The 21,074-nt window shown below is 61.1% G+C and carries 23 protein-coding genes; 10 read left to right on the top strand and 13 right to left on the bottom strand.

Features of this window, described 5'->3' with window-relative positions:
• Positions 1-124: 124 nt before the first annotated feature.
• Positions 125-562, bottom strand: coding sequence for a nuclear transport factor 2 family protein (locus tag OB03_RS05360; RefSeq protein ID WP_242912973.1), 438 nt, complete (start codon positions 560-562; stop codon positions 125-127).
• 19 nt (positions 563-581) lie between these two features.
• Entirely contained in the window at positions 582-2,597 is a 2,016-nt protein-coding gene (locus OB03_RS05355) for an oxidoreductase (RefSeq protein WP_461343442.1), read from the bottom strand.
• Positions 2,598-2,674: 77 nt separating this feature from the next.
• On the opposite strand from OB03_RS05355, the gene OB03_RS05350 reads away from it, so the two are divergent.
• Positions 2,675-3,256, top strand: a complete 582-nt coding sequence (locus OB03_RS05350; RefSeq protein ID WP_461343441.1) for a PadR family transcriptional regulator — start codon at positions 2,675-2,677, stop codon at positions 3,254-3,256.
• Here the strand turns inward: OB03_RS05350 and OB03_RS05345 are convergent.
• Positions 3,253-4,230, bottom strand: coding sequence for an MBL fold metallo-hydrolase (locus OB03_RS05345; RefSeq protein WP_242912971.1), 978 nt, complete (start codon positions 4,228-4,230; stop codon positions 3,253-3,255). The genes OB03_RS05350 and OB03_RS05345 overlap by 4 nt on opposite strands.
• 115 nt (positions 4,231-4,345) lie before the next feature.
• Between OB03_RS05345 and OB03_RS05340 the strand changes: the two genes are divergently transcribed.
• Entirely contained in the window at positions 4,346-5,590 is a 1,245-nt protein-coding gene (locus tag OB03_RS05340) for a multidrug effflux MFS transporter (protein WP_242912970.1), read from the top strand.
• Between the two features lie 53 nt (positions 5,591-5,643).
• Complete coding sequence (locus tag OB03_RS05335) at positions 5,644-7,689, top strand: M1 family metallopeptidase (RefSeq protein WP_461343440.1); 2,046 nt, start codon at positions 5,644-5,646, stop codon at positions 7,687-7,689.
• Positions 7,690-7,765: 76 nt separating this feature from the next.
• On the opposite strand, the gene OB03_RS05330 is transcribed toward OB03_RS05335, so the two are convergent.
• Positions 7,766-8,176 (bottom strand): hypothetical protein, encoded by a 411-nt coding sequence (locus OB03_RS05330; protein ID WP_242912967.1) that lies wholly within the window; start codon positions 8,174-8,176, stop codon positions 7,766-7,768.
• A 336-nt stretch (positions 8,177-8,512) separates the two neighbouring features.
• On the opposite strand from OB03_RS05330, the gene OB03_RS05325 reads away from it, so the two are divergent.
• Positions 8,513-9,478 carry a complex I NDUFA9 subunit family protein gene (locus OB03_RS05325; protein WP_461343439.1) on the top strand — a complete coding sequence of 322 codons (966 nt, stop codon included), beginning with the start codon at positions 8,513-8,515 and terminating at the stop codon, positions 9,476-9,478.
• A gap of 63 nt (positions 9,479-9,541) precedes the next feature.
• Here OB03_RS05325 and OB03_RS05320 read toward each other — a convergent pair whose 3' ends face one another.
• Complete coding sequence (locus OB03_RS05320; RefSeq protein WP_461343438.1) at positions 9,542-10,348, bottom strand: undecaprenyl-diphosphate phosphatase; 807 nt, start codon at positions 10,346-10,348, stop codon at positions 9,542-9,544.
• A gap of 120 nt (positions 10,349-10,468) precedes the next feature.
• Between OB03_RS05320 and OB03_RS05315 the strand changes: the two genes are divergently transcribed.
• The 3 genes from OB03_RS05315 (at position 10,469) to queG (ending at position 13,305) form a co-directional block, all read left to right on the top strand.
• Entirely contained in the window at positions 10,469-11,416 is a 948-nt protein-coding gene (locus OB03_RS05315) for a cation diffusion facilitator family transporter (protein ID WP_461343437.1), read from the top strand.
• A gap of 67 nt (positions 11,417-11,483) precedes the next feature.
• Entirely contained in the window at positions 11,484-12,170 is a 687-nt protein-coding gene (fzlA, locus tag OB03_RS05310; RefSeq protein ID WP_461343436.1) for an FtsZ-binding protein FzlA, read from the top strand.
• A 25-nt stretch (positions 12,171-12,195) separates the two neighbouring features.
• A complete protein-coding gene (gene queG, locus OB03_RS05305; RefSeq protein WP_461343435.1) occupies positions 12,196-13,305 on the top strand; it encodes a tRNA epoxyqueuosine(34) reductase QueG in 1,110 nt (369 codons plus the stop codon).
• A 4-nt stretch (positions 13,306-13,309) separates the two neighbouring features.
• On the opposite strand, the gene OB03_RS05300 is transcribed toward queG, so the two are convergent.
• Both OB03_RS05300 and OB03_RS05295 read right to left on the bottom strand, forming a co-directional pair.
• Positions 13,310-13,852 carry an FKBP-type peptidyl-prolyl cis-trans isomerase gene (locus OB03_RS05300; RefSeq protein ID WP_242912957.1) on the bottom strand — a complete coding sequence of 181 codons (543 nt, stop codon included), beginning with the start codon at positions 13,850-13,852 and terminating at the stop codon, positions 13,310-13,312.
• The gene (locus tag OB03_RS05295; RefSeq protein ID WP_242912955.1) at positions 13,833-15,035 is read right to left on the bottom strand and encodes a threonine ammonia-lyase; all 1,203 of its coding nucleotides are present in this window, start codon (positions 15,033-15,035) and stop codon (positions 13,833-13,835) included. The genes OB03_RS05300 and OB03_RS05295 overlap by 20 nt, the downstream gene beginning before the upstream one ends.
• A gap of 161 nt (positions 15,036-15,196) precedes the next feature.
• On the opposite strand from OB03_RS05295, the gene OB03_RS05290 reads away from it, so the two are divergent.
• Complete coding sequence (locus tag OB03_RS05290) at positions 15,197-15,730, top strand: hypothetical protein (protein ID WP_242912954.1); 534 nt, start codon at positions 15,197-15,199, stop codon at positions 15,728-15,730.
• 140 nt (positions 15,731-15,870) lie between these two features.
• Entirely contained in the window at positions 15,871-16,179 is a 309-nt protein-coding gene (locus OB03_RS05285) for a hypothetical protein (protein ID WP_242912949.1), read from the top strand.
• A 12-nt stretch (positions 16,180-16,191) separates the two neighbouring features.
• Here OB03_RS05285 and OB03_RS05280 read toward each other — a convergent pair whose 3' ends face one another.
• From OB03_RS05280 to OB03_RS05270, 3 genes are read right to left on the bottom strand one after another with little or no spacing between them, the layout of a single operon-like run.
• Positions 16,192-16,407 (bottom strand): hypothetical protein, encoded by a 216-nt coding sequence (locus OB03_RS05280; protein WP_242912947.1) that lies wholly within the window; start codon positions 16,405-16,407, stop codon positions 16,192-16,194.
• Positions 16,407-16,748 (bottom strand): RidA family protein, encoded by a 342-nt coding sequence (locus OB03_RS05275; RefSeq protein ID WP_242912946.1) that lies wholly within the window; start codon positions 16,746-16,748, stop codon positions 16,407-16,409. The genes OB03_RS05280 and OB03_RS05275 overlap by 1 nt, the downstream gene beginning before the upstream one ends.
• Before the next feature lie 50 nt (positions 16,749-16,798).
• On the bottom strand, positions 16,799-16,945 hold the full coding sequence (locus tag OB03_RS05270) for a hypothetical protein (protein ID WP_461343434.1): 147 nt from the start codon (positions 16,943-16,945) through the stop codon (positions 16,799-16,801).
• Between the two features lie 141 nt (positions 16,946-17,086).
• Here OB03_RS05270 and OB03_RS05265 point away from each other — a divergent pair, with 141 nt between their 5' ends.
• The gene (locus OB03_RS05265) at positions 17,087-17,518 is read left to right on the top strand and encodes an SRPBCC family protein (protein WP_461343433.1); all 432 of its coding nucleotides are present in this window, start codon (positions 17,087-17,089) and stop codon (positions 17,516-17,518) included.
• Between the two features lie 24 nt (positions 17,519-17,542).
• Here the strand turns inward: OB03_RS05265 and OB03_RS05260 are convergent, their stop codons facing one another.
• Genes OB03_RS05260 through OB03_RS05250 form a run of 3 tightly spaced genes read right to left on the bottom strand, consistent with a single transcriptional unit; the run spans position 17,543 to position 21,073 of the window.
• Positions 17,543-18,526 carry a type II secretion system F family protein gene (locus OB03_RS05260; RefSeq protein ID WP_242912943.1) on the bottom strand — a complete coding sequence of 328 codons (984 nt, stop codon included), beginning with the start codon at positions 18,524-18,526 and terminating at the stop codon, positions 17,543-17,545.
• A 13-nt stretch (positions 18,527-18,539) separates the two neighbouring features.
• Positions 18,540-19,523, bottom strand: a complete 984-nt coding sequence (locus tag OB03_RS05255; RefSeq protein ID WP_242912942.1) for a type II secretion system F family protein — start codon at positions 19,521-19,523, stop codon at positions 18,540-18,542.
• 5 nt (positions 19,524-19,528) lie between these two features.
• The gene (locus OB03_RS05250; RefSeq protein WP_461343432.1) at positions 19,529-21,073 is read right to left on the bottom strand and encodes a CpaF family protein; all 1,545 of its coding nucleotides are present in this window, start codon (positions 21,071-21,073) and stop codon (positions 19,529-19,531) included.
• Position 21,074: the final 1 nt, after the last annotated feature.

Here is a 21,074-nt window from a genome sequence, read left to right as displayed (position 1 = left end):
CTAAAACGTTACATACCCGTGTTACGTTGCTAGGTAGTATTACTGAGTATTTGCCCGCAAATTCCTGTTTAACTTAGTTTTTATGGTTTAGTTTCCGTTAACGACGCGCGCCAAAGTTGTAAAATCAGCTGGCCTTATAGGCGGGCAGCATATGCCCTAGGCGAGCCCCCATAGCGGCCCCCAAGGCCTGTAGGCCGTTGAACGGACGTACCATCACTTCAAAGTCGGTGATCAGGCCGTTCTCGTCGAATTGGATCATGTCGATCCCCTTCAGAGATTTGTCACCGACCTTGGCCGAAAACTCGAGGACCACGCTTTGACCGTCGGCTCCGGCAAAGCTTCGGTGATAGGTAAAGTCCTCGAACACCTCGATCACATTGCTGAGCACCAGCAGGACGGCTGCGGCGCTCTCATAGCCCTTAAAGGCCATGGGCGAGCGGAAGACGGCGTCCGGATGCAGGATGGCCGCCAGCGTCTCCATGTCCTTGTTCTCGACGACGCCGTGCCAGCGCTCCAGCGTCTCGATGATTTTTGGGTTCAGAGTTGTCTCTTGGCTCAGCATGGTGTCCTCCCCTTTTTCTTTAGATGGCGGCGGCCAGAACCGTGCCTTGGTTGATGGCGCGTTTGGCGTCGAGTTCCGCAGCGACGTCGGCACCGCCGATCAGGTGAACCGACGCGCCTGCCTCCGTGAGCGCCGCGTGCAGCGAACGCTCCGGATCCTGACCGGCGCAGATAACCACCGTATCGGCTTCGATCAGTTGCGGCTGGCCATCGACCGAGATGTGCACGCCCGAGGCGTCAATGCGCTCATAGGTACAGCCAGGGATCATGTTCACCCCCTTGGCGACCAGACCTGCGCGGTGGATCCAGCCGGTCGTCTTGCCAAGGCCAGCACCGACCTTGGAAGTCTTGCGCTGCAGCAGGGTGACCTGACGGGCGGGGGCATGGGGGGCAGGCTGTTTCAAACCGCCAGCAGTCGCGTAGGAGCGGTCCACGCCCCATTCGGTGTTGAACAGTTCAAGGTCTTGGCTCGGGCTGGTGCCTTCGTGAACGAGGTATTCGGCCACATCGAAACCGATGCCGCCGGCGCCAATGATAGCGACCTTCTCGCCGACCGGCTTTTTGTCACGCAGCACGTCCAGATATCCCAGTACATTCGGACCATCGACGCCTTCGATCTCTGGACGACGCGGCGCGATGCCGGTGGCCAGAACCACATCGTCAAAGCCCTTGAGGTCATCCGCCGAGACGCGGGTGTTCAGCTTTAGCGTCACGCCCGTCTGTTCGATACGGCGACCGAAGTAGCGCAGGGTCTCGTAGAACTCTTCCTTGCCCGGCACCTGTTTGGCGATGTTGAACTGGCCGCCGATCTTGTCGTCGGCATCGAACAGGGTGACGTCGTGGCCACGCTCAGCCGCCGTGGTGGCAAAGGCCAGACCCGCAGGACCGGCACCGACCACGGCAATGGTCTTCTTGGCCTCAGTCGATTTGATGACAATTTCCGTCTCGTGGCAGGCGCGCGGGTTCACGAGGCAAGACGTGATCTGCAAACTGAAAGTGTGATCTAGGCACGCCTGATTACAGCCGATGCAGGTGTTGATGTCGTCTGCGCGCCCCTCGGCAGCCTTCTTCACAAACTCGGCGTCGGCAAGGAACGGGCGGGCCATGGAGATCATGTCAGCATTGCCGTCTGCCAGCACCTGCTCGGCAACTTCAGGCGTATTGATGCGGTTGGTGGCCACCAGCGGAATGCCCACCTTGCCCATCAGGTTCTTCGTCACCCACGCGAAGGCTGCGCGCGGCACCTTGGTGGCGATGGTCGGGATGCGGGCTTCGTGCCAGCCGATGCCGGTGTTGATGATGGTGGCACCGGCCTTCTCGATGGCCTGGGCTAGCTGGATCACCTCGTCCAGCGTCGATCCGCCTTCCACGAGGTCCAGCATCGACAGGCGATAGATGATGATGAAGTTCGGACCGACCTTCTCGCGCACGCGGCGCACGATCTCGATGGGGAAGCGGATGCGGTTCTCGTATGAGCCGCCCCATTCGTCGTCACGCTGGTTGGTGCGCTCGGCGATGAACTCGTTGATGAGGTAACCTTCCGAGCCCATGATTTCGACGCCGTCATAGCCTGCGTATTGGGCAAGGTAGGCGGCGTTGACGAAGTCCTCGATCGTCTGCTCGACCTCTTCGCCCGTCAGCGGATGCGGCACGAAGGGGTTGATCGGGGCCTTGATCGGCGACGGGCCGACCAACTCCGACGAATAGGCATAGCGACCGAAGTGCAGAATCTGCATGGCGATCTTGCCACCTGCGTCGTGCACAGCCTTGGTCACGACCTTGTGGTGATCGGCCTCTTCGGTGGTGGTCATCTTGGAGCCACCCGGCCACGGCGCGGCACGGGCGTTGGGGGCAATCCCGCCCGTCACGATCAGTCCCACACCACCCGCAGCGCGTTCGGCATAGAAGGCGGCCATGCGGTTGAAGCCATTGGGCGCTTCTTCCAGCCCGACGTGCATGGAGCCCATCAGCACGCGGTTCTTCAGCGTGGTGAAGCCCAGATCAAGCGGGGCGTTCAGGTGCGGATAATGGGTCATGTCCATGCCTCAGGTGGGGTCTTTGGCGGCTATCTAGACCATCACTCGCCCAGTTTTGCAACTGGTTGCAAAAGGCGTTGGCATTTACCGTCGAACAGGCTTTATTGGCCCGCATGTCCCTGCCCCACGCCTTGTTGACGGCCCTGATTGAATCGCCCGGTTCCGGCCTCGATCTGGCGCGCCGGTTCGACAAATCGATCGGCCATTTCTGGCAGGCGACCCACCAGCAGATCTATCGGGAACTGGGTCGACTGGAAGCTGAAGGGCTGATCGCGTCGCAAGCCGAGGCCGATGCACGCGGGCGCAAACGCAACTATCACGTCCTACCCAAAGGCTTTGAGGCGTTACGGCAATGGCTGGGGCAAGACGACCCTGTGCCCGTTCTGCGCGACACCCTGATGGTCAGGCTGAGGGCCGAAGCCGTGCTGGAAACCGGACAGGGCGGAGATTTGGCTCTGATCAAAACGCTTGAGACGCGCCTTGAACACCACCGCACCAAACTGGCCGAGTACGAAGCGTTTGAACGTCGCGATGTGGCGAAGGGCCTGACCGACCGAGCCAGCCAGTTACGACACCTAATCCTAAAGGCAGGCATCCGGCACGAACGCGGCTGGATGGAAACTCTGGACGAAGCGCTAACCCTGTTAAAGACAAGCTAGCCGTTACAAGGGGCCGGCAGTTGAAGGGCGCTCCCGACCACGGACAGTCTCACCTGAACATCGTCATCTTTGATCGCCATAATATAGCGCATAGCCTTGTCCGTGCGCTCGACCATATACGGCAAGGGCACAAGCGGCTTGGCCAACGGACGGGTAAAGTCGTCCCAATGTATCGGGACGACCAGTCTGGCCCCGCTGGCCTTTACCGTGGCGTCGTAATAGCGGCGGACATAGTCCGCATCCTGACGCCCAAGCTGCGCGATGGACAGGAAGATCACATCCGCCGGATAAGCTGCCAGATCGCGGTCAGGCATGCCTGAACTCGGGATGACCATAATCCGGCAACGATCCCGGGTCAGATGAAGACCCAAGCCCCCGCCATAACGGTAGTCCTTCACCTTGGCCGGAACCTGAAAGTCGTCGCCGATATCATCCATGGCAATCCCACCCGGCGAATGGCCGTTGCCAAAGACCCGCACGGTGAACCCGCCTGCCTGAAGCACGTCTCCTGCTGAGACCAATCGATGAGCGACGCCCTCTGCGCTGGCTATCTTGGCGGTCGACGCCGTCCCCCACACCTCTCCGCCGAACTGCCGAACCACGGCGGCCGCATCCATTGCGTGATCGTAGTGGCTGTGAGCGGTCAGCACAGCATAAACCGACCCGACACCGCTGGACGAAAACGTCCGGCGGACGAGGGTGTCGTCGGCGCGGATACGGCTGAAAATGATACGCCCGATCGAAGGCCGGCTGACGAAGCCGTCAAGCACAAAGGCCCCGTCCCGATCGACAAAGGCCAGCGAAGATGTGCCGTAGAACCATACCCCGAAGCCGTCGCCTGATTGGGTCTCTAGGCGCGGCCAATCGGCCATGGATGGGCGGCGCAGCGCCAACAGGCCACCCGATACGCAGATTATAGCCAGCAACAGGGCACCGATAAGTGCCCAACTGCGGAGATAGGAGATCAATGCCATACTCTACTAACAATTATATTAGTAATATTGGCAAGGTTGCCACGTCCGCCCACAGTTTCCCCTAGCGTCAATGAACGGGGTTGCGTCACACGGACGCAGACGGCATCAGCAAGGCATGACATCCACTTCCCCTACGCCCGCCAAAGGCCCCGGCTTTGCCGAGTTCGTCTGTTTGATCGCCATCATGATGGCGCTGAATGCGCTGGCTATTGATGCCATGCTGCCGGCGCTGCCTGCCATCGGCGCTGATTTGGGTGTCACAAACGAAAACAGCCGCCAGTGGATCATCACCGCCTATCTGTTGGGCTTCGGGGTGACCCAACTGGCGTATGGCCCACTGTCGGATCGCTTTGGCCGCAAGCCTGTGCTGCTGATCGGTATCGGCATTTATGTGGCCTTCTCCGTTGTCGCAGCCTTCTCGCACAGCTTTACGCTGCTGCTGCTGGCCCGCATCGGCATGGGCATGGGTGTGGCTGCAACCCGCGTTCTGGCCGTTTCAATCGTTCGCGACCGTTATGAGGGCCGCACCATGGCCCGCGTCATGTCACTGAGCTTCCTGGTGTTTCTGGGCGTGCCAATCCTTGCGCCGACCGTGGGGCAGTTGGTCCTGCTGGTGGGACCGTGGCAGTGGATTTTCTGGATCTTCGCTCTGTTTGGCGGGACGTTCATGATCTGGGCCGGCCTTCGCCTGCCCGAGACCCTGCACCCAGAAGACCGTCGCGAAATCCGTCTGGCCCCGATTGCCCAGGCATTCCGTCAGGCCCTGACCAACCGTCAGGCCATGGGATATACGCTGGCTATGACCTTCATCATTGGCGGTCTGTTCGGCTTCATCAACTCGTCGCAGCAAATCTTCTTTGACGTGTTCAAGGCACCCGAACTGTTCACTACCGTCTTTGCGCTGGTGGCCTGCGGGATTGCCGTCTCGTCGCTGCTGAACTCGCAGTTGGTGGAAAAGTTGGGCTCGCGCCTGATTTCCCACTCGGCGCTGATGGGCTTCATCTTCTTCAGCCTTGTGCACGCCGGTATCTCTCTGGCCGGTCTCGACAACATTTGGACCTTCTCCATCCTGCAAGGCTGCAAGATGTTCTGCTTCGGTCTGGTCGCCGGTAATTTCGGCTCGATGGCGATGGAGCCGATGGGCCATATCGCAGGGACCGCCTCGTCAGTTCAGGGCTTTATCTCGACAATTATCGGTGCCTTGCTGGGCTTTGCCATCGGCCAGAGCTTTGACGGCACCACCGTGCCGCTGACGGTGGGTTTTGCAGCCCTGTCGCTTGTTGGCCTTGTGCTGGTGCTGTGGGCGGAGAAGGGCAAACTGTTCAAAGCCCGCCATTCATCTCACCACGCTGTAACTTGATCTTTTCGCCAGAACGGGGGCACTTCGGCAGCATCTGAATTCAGGAGCTGCCGATGAACTTCCGTCTGGCAGGCAAGGCGTCCGCCCTTGCCCTCGTAACCGCACTATCCTTCAGCCTTGGTGCCTGCGCCACGTCCACCTCTTCCGCATCTGCAGGCGAGGTATCGTCGCCAATGCAATCCAACCGTATCGGCGTTCCCGCCGCTTTCTCTTCGGCTGAAGCCACCGTGGCGGCGGCCATGGCGGGTATGGCTGTGTCTGATAGAGCGGCGCAGGCCTATGTCACCGACACCCACTCCTATGCGCGCCCCAACGAAGCCGCCGTCAAGCACGTCGATCTGAACCTGACGGCTGATTTCGAGGCAAAGACCCTCAGCGGCTACGCCAATCTGGTGGTCGCCCTCCAGCAGGGCGCACGCGAAGTCGTGCTGGATGCCAAGAACCTCGACATCAAGTCGGTTCGCAACGGTTCCAGCGGTGCGGCCATGCCCTTTACGCTTGGCGCGTCCGATCCGATCAAGGGTCAGCCTCTGATCATCACCATTCCTCAGGCTATGGCTGCGAGCCAGATCGATATCTCGATCGAATATGCCACCCGTCCCGATGCCTCGGCCCTGCAATGGCTGTCTCCGCAGCAGACCGCAGGCGGCAAGAAGCCCTATCTGTTCAGCCAGGGTCAGGCGATCCTGACCCGCACCTGGATTCCGACGCAGGACAGCCCTGGCATCCGTCAGACCTACAGCGCCCGCATTGTGGTGCCGGAGGGCCTGCGTGCGGTCATGTCTGCCGAAGACCGCACACGGACCGACGAAGCCATCGACCAAGGTACGCAAGCGTTCAGCTTCGCCCTCGACAAGCCGATCCCGCCCTACCTGATCGCGCTCGCCATCGGCGACATCGAGTTCAAGGCGTTTGACGAACGCACCGGCGTCTGGACCGAGCCGAGCCGCTTGGCCGCCTCGCACCATGAGTTGGAACCCACGGCCGAAATGGTCGACGCCGCCGAGGCGCTCTATGGCCCGTATCAGTGGGGCCGCTATGACCTGCTGGTCCTGCCGCCCAGCTTCCCGTTTGGCGGTATGGAAAACCCGATGATGACGTTCGCCACGCCGACCATCATCGCGGGGGACCGTTCGCTGGTGTCGCTGGTCGCGCACGAACTGGCGCACAGCTGGTCGGGCAACCTCGTGACCAATGCCACGTGGGACGATTTCTGGCTGAACGAAGGCTTCACCTCCTATTTCGAAAACCGCATCATGGAGTCGATCTACGGCCATGACGCTGCGGTTCAGGAACAGGTTCTGGCATGGACCGGCCTTCAGGAAGAACTGGTGACGCTTGATCCGGCAGACACCCGCCTGAAGCTGGAGCTCGAAGGGCGTGACCCTGACGAGGGCATGAACACTATCGCCTACGACAAGGGGGCGGCCTTCCTGCGCACGATCGAGCGCATCGTCGGGCGCGAGAAGTTCGACGTCTGGATGCGCGGCTATTTCGAGCGCAATGCTTGGCGGCCGATGACCACGGACCGCTTCCTCGAGGACATCCGCACCCATCTGGTGAAGGGTGACGCGCAACTGGAACGCGCCCTGATGATGGAACAGTGGATCCATCAACCGGGTCTGCCGTCCAACGCCGTCGCTCCGGTATCGAACGCCTTTACCGTCGTCGATCAGGCGGCGCAGGCTTTCTATGTGGCCAAGGGACCGGCCTCGGCCATTCCGTGGGCCAACTGGAATACCCAGCAGCGCCAGCACTTCCTGTCGTGGCGTCCGACCGACGGTGCCAAGTCCTGGCTCACCCAAGCGCAACTCGCCGATCTGGACCGCACGCTGGATCTGAACGCGGTGGGCAACTCCGAGGTGCTGTTCGCGTGGCTGCAAGTCGCATTGGCGCACCGCTATGAGCCGTCGGTGGCGACTGCGGATAAATTCCTCACCAGCGTGGGTCGCCGCAAATTCGTCCTGCCCCTGTTCAACACCTTGTGGGCACAGGGCGACTGGGGTCAACCGATCGCACGCCGCATCTATGCCAAGTCGCGTCCGCTGTACCATCCGGTGACGACCAACTCCGTCGACGCGGTGGTGGGCCGTCCATAAGGACTGGCGCTAAACGAAAGAGGGCCGCCTTCCATCAGGAGGGCGGCCCTTTTCGTTATGGGAAGATAATCAAGCCCTATTGCAGCGCGCCGCTGCGGGCAGCGGCGACCACGCATTCCTGAAGGCTTGCGAGATAGGTCTGGGCGTCATTGGTGGCGGTTGCGTCCAACCGCTCTTTGATGCGGGCAAACAGATCGTCAGAAATGGCCCCCGGACCGTCCGGGTCGGGAAGGCGCTCTTGCCAGTATTCCTGAACCATGAGGAACGAGGCATCCGGCTCTTCATCGCGCGCCGACAGCTTCTCCAGCAGGAGTTCCATATGGGCGGCGCAGACCGTTGGCTGATGCAGGGTCACGGGTATGGACTGCACCATTTCAGTCGGCACAGCCTGACGACGCACGCGCACCAATGCGGCCACCGGCTTTACGGCGGGCTGCGGAATAGGATTTGCCCCTGCCATAACCAGCAAGGCCAGCGCCGCGATCATCTTGAAACCCTTTCAAACCCGTAGGGGGATGGAGACAGGAAAGAACAGACAAAATGAACAGGACCTGAGTGAACCATTTCCTGCCATAATTCGTGTGAACCATTAGTGGCTGCGAGCAACTTTCGTTCCGCCAGAGTGCACAATCCTGAATGGCGTGTCGCACAAGCCACGGCTGTGCAGGAGAAAAGGTGCGGCATGCATTCGATTAAAGTCTTCAAACGGGCCTTGAAGCCCCAGTTTGTTGCGGGCGCGGCTCGCATCGGTTAAGCCCCCGACGTAGATTTCATCGCGTGCGCCAAGGGGCGCATGCGGTCTGGTGTTTGGAGCACGCAAATAATGGCTGAACTTGCCCCCGGTCTGGTGACCATCTTCGGAGGCTCGGGCTTTGTTGGCGCTCAGGTCGCGCGTGCCATGGCCCGTCGCGGCTGGCGTATCCGCATTGCTGTGCGCAAGCCTGCGCTGGCTCATGAACTGCGTATGGCTGGCGATGTCGGTCAGGTGCAACTGACCCTCTGCGACATCACCAAGAAGGAAGACGTCGTCGCGGCTCTTCAAGGTGCCGATGCCGCCATTAATCTGGTGGGCATTCTGTACGAGACGGGTGGCCGCAAATTCGACGCCCTGCACGTCGACGGTTCGCGCAACATTGCCGAGGCTGCCGCCGCAGCCGGCGTGAAGCAACTGGTTCAGATGTCGGCTCTTGGCGCAGACGCTAACAGCGACGCCGCCTATGCCCGCACCAAGGGCGAAGCCGAACAAGCTGTTCGCGCAGCCTTCCCCGGTGCCATCGTGGTTCGCCCGTCGGTGATCTTCGGCTCGGAAGACCAGTTCCTGAACCGCTTCGGCAATATGGCCTCGCGCATGCCCGTCATGCCCGTGGTCGAAGGCAACAGCCGCCTGCAGCCGGTGCACGTCATGGACGTGGCCGAGGCCATCGCCCGCGCCACCGTAGACACCCGCTTTTCCGGCGAAACCTTCGAACTGGGCGGCCCGACCGTGTGGACGATAAAGGAAATCATCGATTACGTGCTGGCCGAGACCGGCCGCAGCCGTATGGCCGTTGCCCTGCCGACTATTGCCGCCAAGGCGATTGCCTCGTTGGCACAGATCCCTGCGGCCATCGGTCTGACCCCGGCCCTGACCGTCGATCAGGTCAAGATGCTGGGCACCGACAACGTGGTTGCCGAAGGTGCCAAGGGCTTCGCCGATCTGGGCATCGAGCCCACCGGCATGAAGGCTATCGCCGAAGGCTATCTGTGGCGCTACCGCGATGGCGGTCAGTACGCCGCCGTTACGGCCTGATCCGCGACCAAGACCAACCACAAAAAAGGGGCTCCCGACGGAGCCCCTTTTCTTTTGGCTGCTTTAGAAGCCGCCGGTGACCGCAAGTCCGATCAGGCCGGCGACGCCAACGATAATGCGCCACCATGCGAACGGACCGAAGCCGCGCTTGGAGACGAAGTCGAGCAGGAATTTCACGACCGCCAGACCCGCAAGGAAGGCTGACACAAAGCCGATGACGATCAGTCCGATGTCGTCAAAGTTCAGATTGGCACGGTTCTGAAGCAGGTCCCAAAACACCGCCGAGCCCATGGTCGGCAGGGCAAGGAAGAAGCTGAATTCGGCGGCCGAACGCTTGTCGGTTCCCAGCAAAAGCCCACCGGCAATAGTCGCCCCCGAGCGCGAGACCCCGGGGATCATGGCCAGACACTGGAACAAGCCGATCAGCAAATAGACCCGCAGCGGGTATTTGTCGGCATCCAGATAGACCGGCACCTTCTTGATGCGGTCCAGCCAGAGCAGCAGGAAGCCCCCGACAATCAGCGCCACACAGATGACCAGCGGCGTCTCGAACAAGACCTGTTTGATGAAGTCATAGGCTGCGAAACCGATGATCACCGCAGGAATAAAGGCCACCAGCAGACCGATGAGGAAGCGACGCGCCTCGGCATCGACCGGCCAGCGGGTAGCGAGATAGATCAGGCGTTTGAAATAGATGCTGATGATCGCGAGGAGGGCACCCAGCTGGATCACGATTTCGAACGTCTTGCCCGTGCTTTCAAAGCCCAGGAAATGGCCCAGCAGCAGCAGGTGTCCGGTCGACGACACCGGGATGAATTCCGTCAAGCCCTCGACGATCCCCATCAGGATCGCAATCAGCCAATCGGCCATAGTTCCTCACAGTAGTCAGGCTCGGCACCATGGCGGCCAAGCCGGTTCAGGCGATAATCTTAGCCCTCTGCGGCCTTTGCCGCCATTGGCGAAACACACCTTTTGCGCGACAAGGTGGATATGACCACCGCTACCACAGACACCGCCGCCATCAACAAGCGCATCACGACCCTGAGTGTTGGCGTCGCCATCATTCTGGTTCTTATCAAGGCGTTCGCCTATGGCGCGTCGGGATCGGTGTCCATCATGGCCAGCCTGACGGATTCCGCGCTGGACCTCGTCGCATCGCTGGCCACCTTTTTCGCGGTACGCTGGGCCGCCGCCGAGCCTGACGCCGAGCATCGCTATGGTCACGGCAAGGCGGAAAGTCTGGCGGCGCTGGTGCAATCCGGCCTCGTCGCAGCCTCGGCGGTCTTTATCGGACTGGAGGGCGTGCGCCGCATCTTCAATCCCGTCGCCGTAAACGGAGGCAGTTGGGCCATCAGCGTCATGGTGATCTCCATGGCACTGACCGCATGGCTGATCTGGCAACAGGGCCGCGCATTGAAGGCGTCCGGCTCGGTGGCCGTCGAAGGTGACCGCGCCCACTATGCTGCAGATCTGGCCGCGAACGCCGTGGTGCTGATCGGCGTGATCTCCGGTGCTGTGCTCAAGGCACCAGGACTGGATGCGGCCGCAGGTCTGGTTGTTGCGGTGTGGCTCGGCTGGGGTGCCATCGGCTTGGCCAAGACTGCGTCCAGCCACCTGCTGGATGCCGCCGCCCCCGACGAGGATCGCAATGCGGTCGTCAGCGCGGTACTGGCTGATCCCCGCGTGTCCAACGTTCACCAACTTCGCACACGTATCGCAGGCGCGACCCTGATGGTGCAGATGCACGTCGATCTGGATGCATCCCTTAGTCTTGTGGATGCCCACGACATCGTGGTGGCGGCAGAGAAGCGGGTGCTGGAGCGTTTTCCCAACGCCGACATCATCATTCACGCCGATCCCCATCCGGTTCCCGCGGGTCACGCCACGGACCTGCACGCGCCGTCACCCGGCGATGAATCTTCCGGCCCTTGGGGTTAAGGAAAAACGTCGCGATCCATTTGCGGTAAACGTACTCTTAACGGGCAGCGTGCTTTGAGTGGGCGCAATGTCATCCCCTGCCGTCCTGTACCATTTCGCTTTTCACCCCGCCTCCCGCGCGGCGCGCTTGGCGCTGGGTGAAGCCAAGATTGAATGGAGCGAGGAACTGGTGCGTCCGTGGGATGAAAGCTGCCCCCTGTTCGAGCTCAATCCCTCGGGGATGCCGCCCGTTCTGAACATTATCGAGCGGGGCCGTTCGATAAATCTGTGCGAACTGGATGCCATCCTCGGCTGGATCGAGGATCGCGGAAAAGGTGAAGTCCTGCTGTCCAGCGATGTTGCCGAACGCGCCGAGGCGCGCCGTCTGGTGACGTGGTTCAGCCGACGTTTCTCGGACGACGTAGACTCCATTCTTCTGCACGAACGTGTCGAGAAGCCCCTGCTCCGTCTGGGCTCTCCCGATGCCCGCCAACTGCGCGAGGGCCGCGAGGCTCTGAAGCACCATCTGGTGATGCTGGAAGAACTGGCCGCCGCGCGCGACTGGCTTGCGGGTCGCCGGATCAGTCAGGCCGATATCGTCGCGGCGGGACATTTGTCGGTTCTCGACTACTTCGGCGAGATGCCGTGGGGCGTCGTGCCGTCGCTCAAGGTCTGGTATTCCAAGATCAAGTCGCGGCCCTGTTTCCGTACGCTCTTGTCAGACCGACTGCCCGGCGTATCTCCCGCAGGCTGGTACACGGACCTCGACTTCTAGGCCTCCAACGGCGTAGAGGGCGCAGATGGCTGCCGACCCCAGAGACTTTATTCGTAAGCGCGCCGCTGAACTGGGCTTCAGCGTTTGCCGCTTTGCGGACGTACGCGACCCGTGGCTGGCGGGCGAGCGGCTAAAGTCCTTCGTAGAGTCCGACTATCATGGCGAGATGGCGTGGATGGAAACCACGCTGGAGCGCCGCAGCCATCCCAATGGCATGTGGGAGGGTGCGGAGACAGCCATTGTGCTGGGCATGAACTATGGACCCGATCATGACCCGCGCCCTGAACTGGACGAGGCTGCAAACGGCTATATTTCCGTCTATGCCCGCGGTGATGACTATCACGAGGTCATCAAGGGCCGCCTCAAGATACTGGCGGGCCAGATCGGCGCACGGCTGGGCGAAGAGGTCAAGGTGTTTGTCGACACCGCCCCCCTGATGGAAAAGCCTCTGGCCGAGCGTTCTGGCATGGGCTGGCAAGGCAAGCACACCAACCTTCTCAGCCGTGAATTGGGAAGCTGGTTCTTCATCGGCACCATCCTGACCACCGCCAAGATCGAAGCGGACAAGGCCGAGGTTCAGTACTGCGGATCATGCCGCGCCTGTCTGGACGCCTGTCCGACCAAGGCCTTTCCCGCCCCGTTCCAGCTGGATGCGCGGCGCTGTCTGTCCTATTTGACCATCGAGTATGGCGGGGTATGGCCCCGCGAGTTTCGCTCGATGACGGGCAACCGCATCTATGGTTGCGACGACTGTCTGGCCGCCTGTCCGTGGAACAAGTTCGCACAGACCGCGCAGGAAACCCGCCTGCAGGCACGCGAGGCGTTGGTGTCGCCCAAGCTTGCCGATCTACTTTTATTGGATGATGCGGCGTTCCGCGCCCTGTTCACAAAGTCGCCGGTGAAACGGATCGGACGCAACCGTTTTATCCGCAACGTCTTGCACGCTGCTGGCAACTCGAACGACGCAGACTTGATTGCTCCGGTCGAGGGACTGCTGGATGACCCGGACGCGGTCGTGCGCGCAACGGCGGTGTGGGCATTGAAACAGCTCTCGCCCCAGAACTTCGAGACGGCGAAAAAAGAAAAGCTCCCGACCGAGAGCGAGGCTTCGGTCAGGAGCGAATGGGAGGCGTAAAGCCTTAGCCGTTAACGGCGGGTCCACCTTTGTGACCGCCCGGAACAGGTGCCACGTCCAGCACCTTCAAGCGGAACACCAGCACAGAGTGCGGCGGGATCGGACCCGCCTGGCTTTCGCCATATCCAAGCGCGGGCGGAACATAGAGGAACCACTCGTCGCCCGGCCGCATCAATTGCAGGGCCTCGGTCCAGCCCGGCACGACCTGTTCCGGCGCGAAAATGGCGGGCGTGCCGCGATCGAACGAGGAGTCGAACACCGTCCCGTCGGTCAGCGTCCCTTCATAGTGCACCCGCACCAGATCATTGCTGTCGGGCTGGACGCCAGTGGCGGGTCCCGAAGCGATGACCTTGTACTGAAGACCTGACGGGAGGGTTTTGACACCGTCCTTCGTACCATTTTCGATCAGGAATTCCTGCGCGGCCTTGATGGCGGCCTCGTCATCAATCGACGGGGCACGTTCGCTCCGACCACAGGCCGAAGCCCCCAGAGCCAGCGCTGCAATGGCCGCAACGACAGTAGCGGGCTTAGCCCATGCGAAGTTCATAACCCTTGTCCTTCAAGGCTTGTCCAATGTCTTCGGCGTGTCGGGCATCGCGGGTCTCGACCATGATGTCGAACTCCGCCCCCTTGGCCGGCACGTCCAGTGCAAGGCGGTTGTGAACCACATCAATGATGTTGCCGCCAAGCCCCCCGATGACGGCAGCCATCGCCGACAGCATTCCCGGACGGTCATCGCCCAGAATGCGGTAAACGATCAGGCGCTTTTCGCGCACCATCTCGCGGTTCAGCACTACGGCCAACATGCGGGCATCGATATTGCCGCCCGTCAACTCGATGCCGATCTTCATGCCTTTGAAGCGTTCGGGATTAGCCAGAATGGCGGCCAGACCACCTGCGCCCGCGCCCTCTGCGACCGTCTTTTCCAGCGTCGCCAGCAAGGCCACGCCTTTTTCAAAGTCGGCTTCTTCACAGACAAAGATTTCGTCGACCAGATCGTTGCACAAGGCGAACGGAATCTCGCCCACGGCCTTGATGGCGATGCCCTCGGCGATGGTCTGGCCCGTGCAGACGGGGGGCTCGCCGCGACGACGGGCCGTGAAAGACGGGTATCGCGCAGCCTCGACGCCGAAAATCTTGATGTCCGGCTTGAGGCCTTTTGCCGCAATCGCACTGCCTGCAATCAGACCGCCGCCGCCGATGGGGATGATCAGGGCGTCCAGATCGGGCGCATCCTCGACAAACTCGAGACCGCAGACCCCCTGCCCGGCAACGATGCCCTCGTCGTCGAAGGCCGAAACAAAGACATAGCCATGCTCGAGTTGAAGCCGCTTGGCCTCTTCGGTCGAGCCTGAAAAGTCCAGGCCGTGGATCACCACATTGGCACCGTGCGCGCGCGTGCCGTCGACCTTCACAAAGGGTGTGCCCTCGGGCATGACGATGGTGACAGGCACGCCAAGACGCCCGCCATGATAGGCCAGAGCCTGTGCGTGGTTGCCTGCCGAGGCAGCAACGACACCCCGCTTTTTCTCTTCGGGCGTCAGTTGCAGCAGGCGGTTCAGCGCGCCGCGCTCCTTGAACGATCCGGTGAAATGCAGGTTGTCGTATTTGATCCAGATGTCGGCCCCTGTCAGTTGCGACAGGCGGCGCGAGTGGCGCACAGGCGTGCGATCAACCTGACCGGCGATGCGCTGTTGGGCGGCGCGGATATCTTCGAAAGTTACAGTCATGACTGGAACGGGGGTTTCCTCATTTGTCCGCCGAGCTTTGCGGCAGCCATTATGGTTTGCGGACGTTTTGACACTTGTGGACCACACCCCGTCCGTGGACAAGCTTGACACTGCGTCACCTTAGGGGCCATGCCTGAAGGCCCCCATCTAACGAGGTTCGAATGTCGATTAAGCTCATCTCCGCCATCCGCCCCGCTCTTGCACTGGCCGCTCTGGCAGGGGCCGGATCTTTGGCGGCGTGTTCGTCGATGCCGACATCGTCGGTGCCGGTCGCCACGGCCTCGGGTGCTTTCAACAAGGCTGATTTCGCTTGGTCCGCTGGCGCTGGCCAGGGCGGCATCGACGGCAAGATCGCCTCGTCGCAGGACAATGTCGCCTTCGCATGCGTTGGCTCGGTCGGCTTGACCCCGTCGACCCCGTTCACCGATGCGCGTTTCCGCACCTTGTACGGATCGACCGCCCGCGCGCAGCTGCCCGCCGATGTGGTTCGCGCGCGCACTGTGTCGGACCCGAACGAGGACTATCGCGAGTACGTCCGCTCGACAACGTGCGAGAACAACAGCTTCAGCTTCGACGGCCTGCCGGACGGTCGCTGGTACGTGATTGCGCCGGTCCGCGCCGGTTCGGGCCCTGTTACGGTGATCATGCAGCAGGTTCAGATCCGTAATGGCCGCACGGTTAACCTGAGCCTGTAACCTTGTCACTGATGCGCGATTGGCCCGAAGATTTCGGGCCAAACGCGCGGGTGACATAGGACGATCATTTCACGGACATTGTTTGGCCTTACCGATCAGGAGTCTTAAGCCGATTACTGTCTGGCTCGGGAGCGTTCAGTTTGTCCCAACATAATATCATTGGCTCTGAAGCCTTTGACGGTCGCCCCTACATCATCGTGCGCAAGGTACCGGTCGGGATTAACCGACGTCGCCGTCGCAATACCATGATGACAGTGGCAGTCGCGATCATCGCTCTGATCGTCGGGGCGCTAGTGGCTGTTTTCGCTCTCACGCCCATCCTGATGGACCGTGGCAATGCGGCTGTGCCTACGGCGCGGGGCCACGTCCAGGTGGCACCGTCCAAGCCTGTGGCGGCAACGACGACGGCCAGTGCGACGGGCGGCCCCGCTGTGACCGCCACGCCATAATACGCTCTCGCGTCAGTTCATGGACTGGCGCTTGATCTTGTCTTCCAGATTACGGATGCGGCGATCCATGTCCGCGACCTGATCCTTCAGGCGGCTGGCTTCGGATGCCATATCTACGGGCGTGCCGTCATCATAATGGATCTGCGCGCCTTTCTCGATCAGATCGAGCCGGTATAGCGCCGTGACCCGCGCAGCGCGGAAACGCTCGAGTTCGGATTTATCGTCCATTACACCGCTGCCGTGACGATGACTTCGACCAGATACTCGGGCGCGGCCAGTCTGGATTCACCCGTCGCGCGCGCGGGCGGATTGGCTTGATCCACCCACGCGTCCCAGACACTGTTCATCTTGTCGAAATCAGCGATGTCGGCCAGCCAGATGGTTGCCGTTAGAATCTTCGACTTGTCGGTCCCTGCTTCTGCGAGCAAGGCGTCGATTTCGGCCAGCGCGGTGCGGGTCTGGGTAACGACGTCGTCGCCCGGCTCGCCAACCTGACCTGCCAGATAGACGACGCCGTTGTGGACGACAGCCTGGCTCATGCGGGCGTCGGACTGGATGCGTTGGATCATTGGAGAGACCTTTCGTTTGCCTGCCCAATAGCGGCACAGACGCGCGCGGCCTAGAAAATTTCCAGCAGCATCCAGATTAAGGCGAACGCCGCTGCGAACACGCCAACAAACAGCACCACATTGCCGCCCTTGCGTGCCGCCCTTCTCTGGGTGACCGGATAGGTGTCCGGCGGGAGATCGACAGGAATCTTGCTCATATACGGTCTGCCTCACGGCGTTAGGGGATATGCGAATTAAACGCCCAACTGCCGCGCTTGATCCCGATTGCGGGCTGCGATTTCATCGTCCGGCGGGCTTTGCCCCTTTTCACCTGATCGCGCTCATGTCAGAGGCAGGATATGGACAGCACGCGTATCGAAACCCGTATCGGCATTCGCGCATCGGCAGAGCACATCTGGGAGCTTATCGGCGACCTTGAACGCTGGCAGCACTGGAACCCCTACGAACAGAATGTAGAGGGCGCGATCCGTCAGGGCGCAGTCATCCGTTATCAGGAAGCCTATCCCGATATCCCTGCGCGTCAGGCGCAGGCCGTCGTGGTTGACTGGGTGCCGGTGGGCAAGCTGGTCATCAATGACAAGCGTGGCTTCCTGTCGAACTCGTCGCGCTTCATCATTCTGGACGAGGTCGAGAAGGGCGCGACCATCGTAACCATGGGGATCATGTTCGCCGGCCTACGCGGTGAGATGTTCCACGACAAGCATCGCGCCAAACTGCGTCAGGCTATGGAGCAGATCGGCGAGCGCCTGAAAGAAGCGGTCGAGGCTTAAAGCCCGCCTCGACCCTGTCGGCTATCAGCCGCCGCTTGCCATCATGTCGATGATACTGATGATCGCCGGTCCCAAGATGACCACGAACAGCACCGGCAAGAAGAAGATGATCATCGGCACGGTAAGCTGAGCTGGCAGAGCGGCGGCTTTCTTTTCCGCTGCGGCCAGACGAAGCTCGCGGTTTTCCTTGGCCATGGTGCGAAGCGCGGTACTGAGCGGCGTGCCGTAGGTTTCCGCCTGCGTCATAGCCGTGGCCACCGACTTGATCCCCGGATGTTGGGTACGGCGCGCCAGATTATCATAGGCCATGCGGCGATCCGGCAGATACGACAGCTCGGCCGACATCAGGCTGAGTTCCTCGGCCAGTTCCAGTGACTGGGTGCCGATTTCCTGACTGACCTTCTGGATGGCGGCCTCGATCGACATGCCGGATTCCACGCAGATCAGCAGCAGGTCCAGCGCATCCGGGAAGGCCTCGATGATCTTCTGGCGGCGCTTCTGGATGCGGTTCGACAGGTAGATGTTCGGCGCATAGAAGCCGATGGCAAACGCCACAGCCACAATCGCGATCTTGGTCATCAGCGGAATGTCGAAGTGCGTCAGCGCGAATATGTAGAAAGCCGCAACGACCATCAGCACGAACGGCATGATCAGGCGGAAGAAGTAGAAGGTCGTGATCGGGCTTTGACCACGGAAACCGGCCTGCATGATCTTCTCGTTGACCTTTGGGTCTTCGAGCAGGGTCATCAGGTTCAGCCGGTCAACGACGCGCTTCTTAAAGCCCTCGTCGCTCTGGCGCAGAGTGGGCGTGGTGCCGCCCTGCATGGCCGAGCGAGAACGACGGCGCAGATCCTCACGGCGGTCGGCGACGTGCTTGATACGCTTTTCAAGGTCCTGACCGCCGCCAAAGCTGGTCAACAGGGTGAACAGCGATGCGAACACGGCGATAGCCACACCTACCGAGAGCAGGTTTTCCGGTGTGGTGATGAAACGGATAAAGGCTTCCACGTCGCGTCCCCGATCAGAACTTGAAGTTGATCATACGCTTCATGGCGAAGATGCCGATGCCCATCCAGCATGCTGCTACCAACAGCATAAACTGGCCACGGATATCGGTGAACATCGTCATCATGTAGCTGGGGCTGGTGACCATAACCATGGTCATAACCAGCGGCGGTAGCGCGCCGATGATAAGGGCCGAAGCGACCGCTTCGGACGACATGGCCTTGATCTTCTCGCGCATGAGACGACGTGCGCGCAGAACCGAGGTCAGGTTCGTCAGGGCTTCGGCCAAGTTACCGCCCGTCTTTTGCTGGATCGCAATCACGATGCAGAAGAATTTCAGCTCAGGCGTAGGCATCCGGTCATACATGCGGTCCAGCGCCTCGGGCAGGGACATACCGACGCCCAAGCCTTCCAGCATGCGCTGGAACTCGCCGCCCAGCGGCTGGGGGCTTTCGCGTGCAATGATCTTGAAGCAGTCGTTGACCGGCAGACCGGTCTTGATACCGCGCACCAGAATGTCGACCGCATCGGCGAATGCCGCCGAGAATTTCTTGATCCGGCGCTTGGCCAGGAAGCCCAGATAGAAGCGCGGCAAGCCAAGGCCGAACACGATCATCACGCCAAGGCACATGAAGATATTCAGGCCCAGTACCAGCGGGATGATGAAGCCCACGACCGCAAGGCCCAGGCTGACCAGCAGATAGGTCCGCAGCGAGATATTGAGGCCGGCCTGACGAATGCGCGCACCCAGGCTCACACGGGCCTTGCGGTCGCGGCGCTCTGCGTCCTGCAACTGTGTGAGGATCTGCTTGCGACGGGCTTCGGGCGTGACCGGAGCCTGTGCATTGCGGCGGCCCTGGTTGGATTGTGCCGGTCGCGACGCCGCGAGTGCCTTGGCGCGGCGCACACCGTCGGTCGCGCTGCTGTCACCGCCAACGAAGACCCAACCGAGCCCCGCGATGGTGATGAAGGCCAATAGCGCTGCCAGAGCCATCATCATGATCGTTACTCCGCTGCGTCCAGAGCATCAGCCAGTTCGCGCTCGAGGCCATAATAGCGTGCGCGGTCCCAGAAGCGGGGACGGGCGATACCGGTGGAACGGTGACGACCACTCACGCGGCCTGCGGCGTCTTCGCCGGTGATATCGTAGACAAACAGATCCTGCGTCACGATCACATCGCCTTCGAGACCCACGACTTCGGTCACGTGGGTGATGCGGCGCGAACCGTCGCGTAGACGCGCGGCCTGAATGATGATGTCGATCGAGCCGACGATCATTTCGCGGATGGTCTTGGACGGCAGGCCATAGCCACCCATGGTGATCATCGATTCCATACGGCTGATGGCTTCACGCGGGCTGTTGGCGTGCAGCGTACCCATCGAGCCGTCGTGGCCGGTGTTCATGGCTTGCAGCAGGTCAAAGGCCTCGGGGCCACGGACTTCGCCGACGATGATGCGTTCAGGACGCATACGCAGACAGTTCTTCACCAGATCGCGCATGCTGATCTGGCCCTGACCCTCAAGGTTCGGCGGACGGGTTTCCAGACGCACCACGTGCGGCTGTTGAAGCTGCAGTTCGGCGGCGTCTTCACAGGTGATAACGCGCTCTGTCGGGTCGATGAAGGCGGTCATCGTATTGAGCAAGGTGGTCTTGCCCGAACCTGTACCGCCTGAGATCAGCACGTTACAGCGCGAGGCACCGATGACGCCGAGAACGCGCGCCCCGTCTGAACTGATGGAGCCGAACTCCACCAGATCGCGCATGGTCAGCTTGTCTTTTTTGAACTTACGAATGGTCAGGGTCGGACCATCGATCGCCAGCGGCGGGGCGATCACGTTCACACGCGATCCGTCCGGAAGACGGGCGTCGCAGATTGGAGAGCTTTCATCGACGCGGCGGCCGACCTGCGACACGATCCGCTGACAGATGTTCATCAGTTGGGTGTTGTCGCGGAAGCGGACGTTGGTCAGCTGGACCTTACCGCCGACTTCGATAAAGACGCGGTTGGCACCGTTGACCATGATGTCGGCGATGTCGTCACGAGCCAGCAGAGGCTCAAGCGGACCATAGCCCAGCACATCGTTGACGATGTCCTGAACCAGATGCTCCTGCTCGGCCACCGACATGGAGACGTTCTTGATCGCCACTAGTTCGGCGACAATGTCGCGGATCTCTTCCTGTGCGGCCTTCTGGTCCAACTGGGCCAGTTGGGACAGGTCAATGGTGTTCATCAGCGCATTGAAGATGGTGGTCTTCGTGGCGTGATAATAGTCGCTCTGCTCGCGGACGATCTCGGTGACGGCCTGCGCCTTTTTGATCTGCTCAAGACCGGCCGTCTTGCGCGGGCCTGCACGTTTCTCGGCAGCAGGGGCAGCCGAGACTTCTTCCAGATCCTCTAGGCCAAAGCCGTCAAGGTTCGCAGAGACGCTTTTGGTCGGTCGTGCAGGCGCGGGTTCGTCCACAACCGGCTCATCCAGCACAGGCAGGACTTCTGCGGGTTCAATAGGACCCAGACCGGGCTTGCCCGTGGATTGCCGTTTGCCGAACATC

This window comes from Brevundimonas sp. GN22, from assembly GCF_054824005.1.
This window is presented reverse-complemented; position numbering and strand designations above follow the sequence as displayed.

Coding starts and splice junctions, on each gene's coding strand:
- fzlA (WP_461343436.1), top strand. CDS start 11,484: ATGTCATCCCCTGCCGTCCTGTACCATTTCGCTTTTCACCCCGCCTCC.
- OB03_RS05265 (WP_461343433.1), top strand. CDS start 17,087: ATGGACAGCACGCGTATCGAAACCCGTATCGGCATTCGCGCATCGGCA.
- OB03_RS05335 (WP_461343440.1), top strand. CDS start 5,644: ATGAACTTCCGTCTGGCAGGCAAGGCGTCCGCCCTTGCCCTCGTAACC.
- OB03_RS05280 (WP_242912947.1), bottom strand. CDS start 16,407: ATGGACGATAAATCCGAACTCGAGCGTTTCCGCGCTGCGCGGGTCACG.
- OB03_RS05340 (WP_242912970.1), top strand. CDS start 4,346: ATGACATCCACTTCCCCTACGCCCGCCAAAGGCCCCGGCTTTGCCGAG.
- OB03_RS05250 (WP_461343432.1), bottom strand. CDS start 21,073: ATGTTCGGCAAACGGCAATCCACGGGCAAGCCCGGTCTGGGTCCTATT.
- queG (WP_461343435.1), top strand. CDS start 12,196: ATGGCTGCCGACCCCAGAGACTTTATTCGTAAGCGCGCCGCTGAACTG.
- OB03_RS05270 (WP_461343434.1), bottom strand. CDS start 16,945: ATGAGCAAGATTCCTGTCGATCTCCCGCCGGACACCTATCCGGTCACC.
- OB03_RS05345 (WP_242912971.1), bottom strand. CDS start 4,230: ATGGCATTGATCTCCTATCTCCGCAGTTGGGCACTTATCGGTGCCCTG.
- OB03_RS05300 (WP_242912957.1), bottom strand. CDS start 13,852: ATGAACTTCGCATGGGCTAAGCCCGCTACTGTCGTTGCGGCCATTGCA.
- OB03_RS05275 (WP_242912946.1), bottom strand. CDS start 16,748: ATGATCCAACGCATCCAGTCCGACGCCCGCATGAGCCAGGCTGTCGTC.
- OB03_RS05325 (WP_461343439.1), top strand. CDS start 8,513: ATGGCTGAACTTGCCCCCGGTCTGGTGACCATCTTCGGAGGCTCGGGC.
- OB03_RS05290 (WP_242912954.1), top strand. CDS start 15,197: ATGTCGATTAAGCTCATCTCCGCCATCCGCCCCGCTCTTGCACTGGCC.
- OB03_RS05330 (WP_242912967.1), bottom strand. CDS start 8,176: ATGATCGCGGCGCTGGCCTTGCTGGTTATGGCAGGGGCAAATCCTATT.
- OB03_RS05360 (WP_242912973.1), bottom strand. CDS start 562: ATGCTGAGCCAAGAGACAACTCTGAACCCAAAAATCATCGAGACGCTG.
- OB03_RS05320 (WP_461343438.1), bottom strand. CDS start 10,348: ATGGCCGATTGGCTGATTGCGATCCTGATGGGGATCGTCGAGGGCTTG.
- OB03_RS05295 (WP_242912955.1), bottom strand. CDS start 15,035: ATGACTGTAACTTTCGAAGATATCCGCGCCGCCCAACAGCGCATCGCC.
- OB03_RS05315 (WP_461343437.1), top strand. CDS start 10,469: ATGACCACCGCTACCACAGACACCGCCGCCATCAACAAGCGCATCACG.
- OB03_RS05255 (WP_242912942.1), bottom strand. CDS start 19,523: ATGATGATGGCTCTGGCAGCGCTATTGGCCTTCATCACCATCGCGGGG.
- OB03_RS05355 (WP_461343442.1), bottom strand. CDS start 2,597: ATGACCCATTATCCGCACCTGAACGCCCCGCTTGATCTGGGCTTCACC.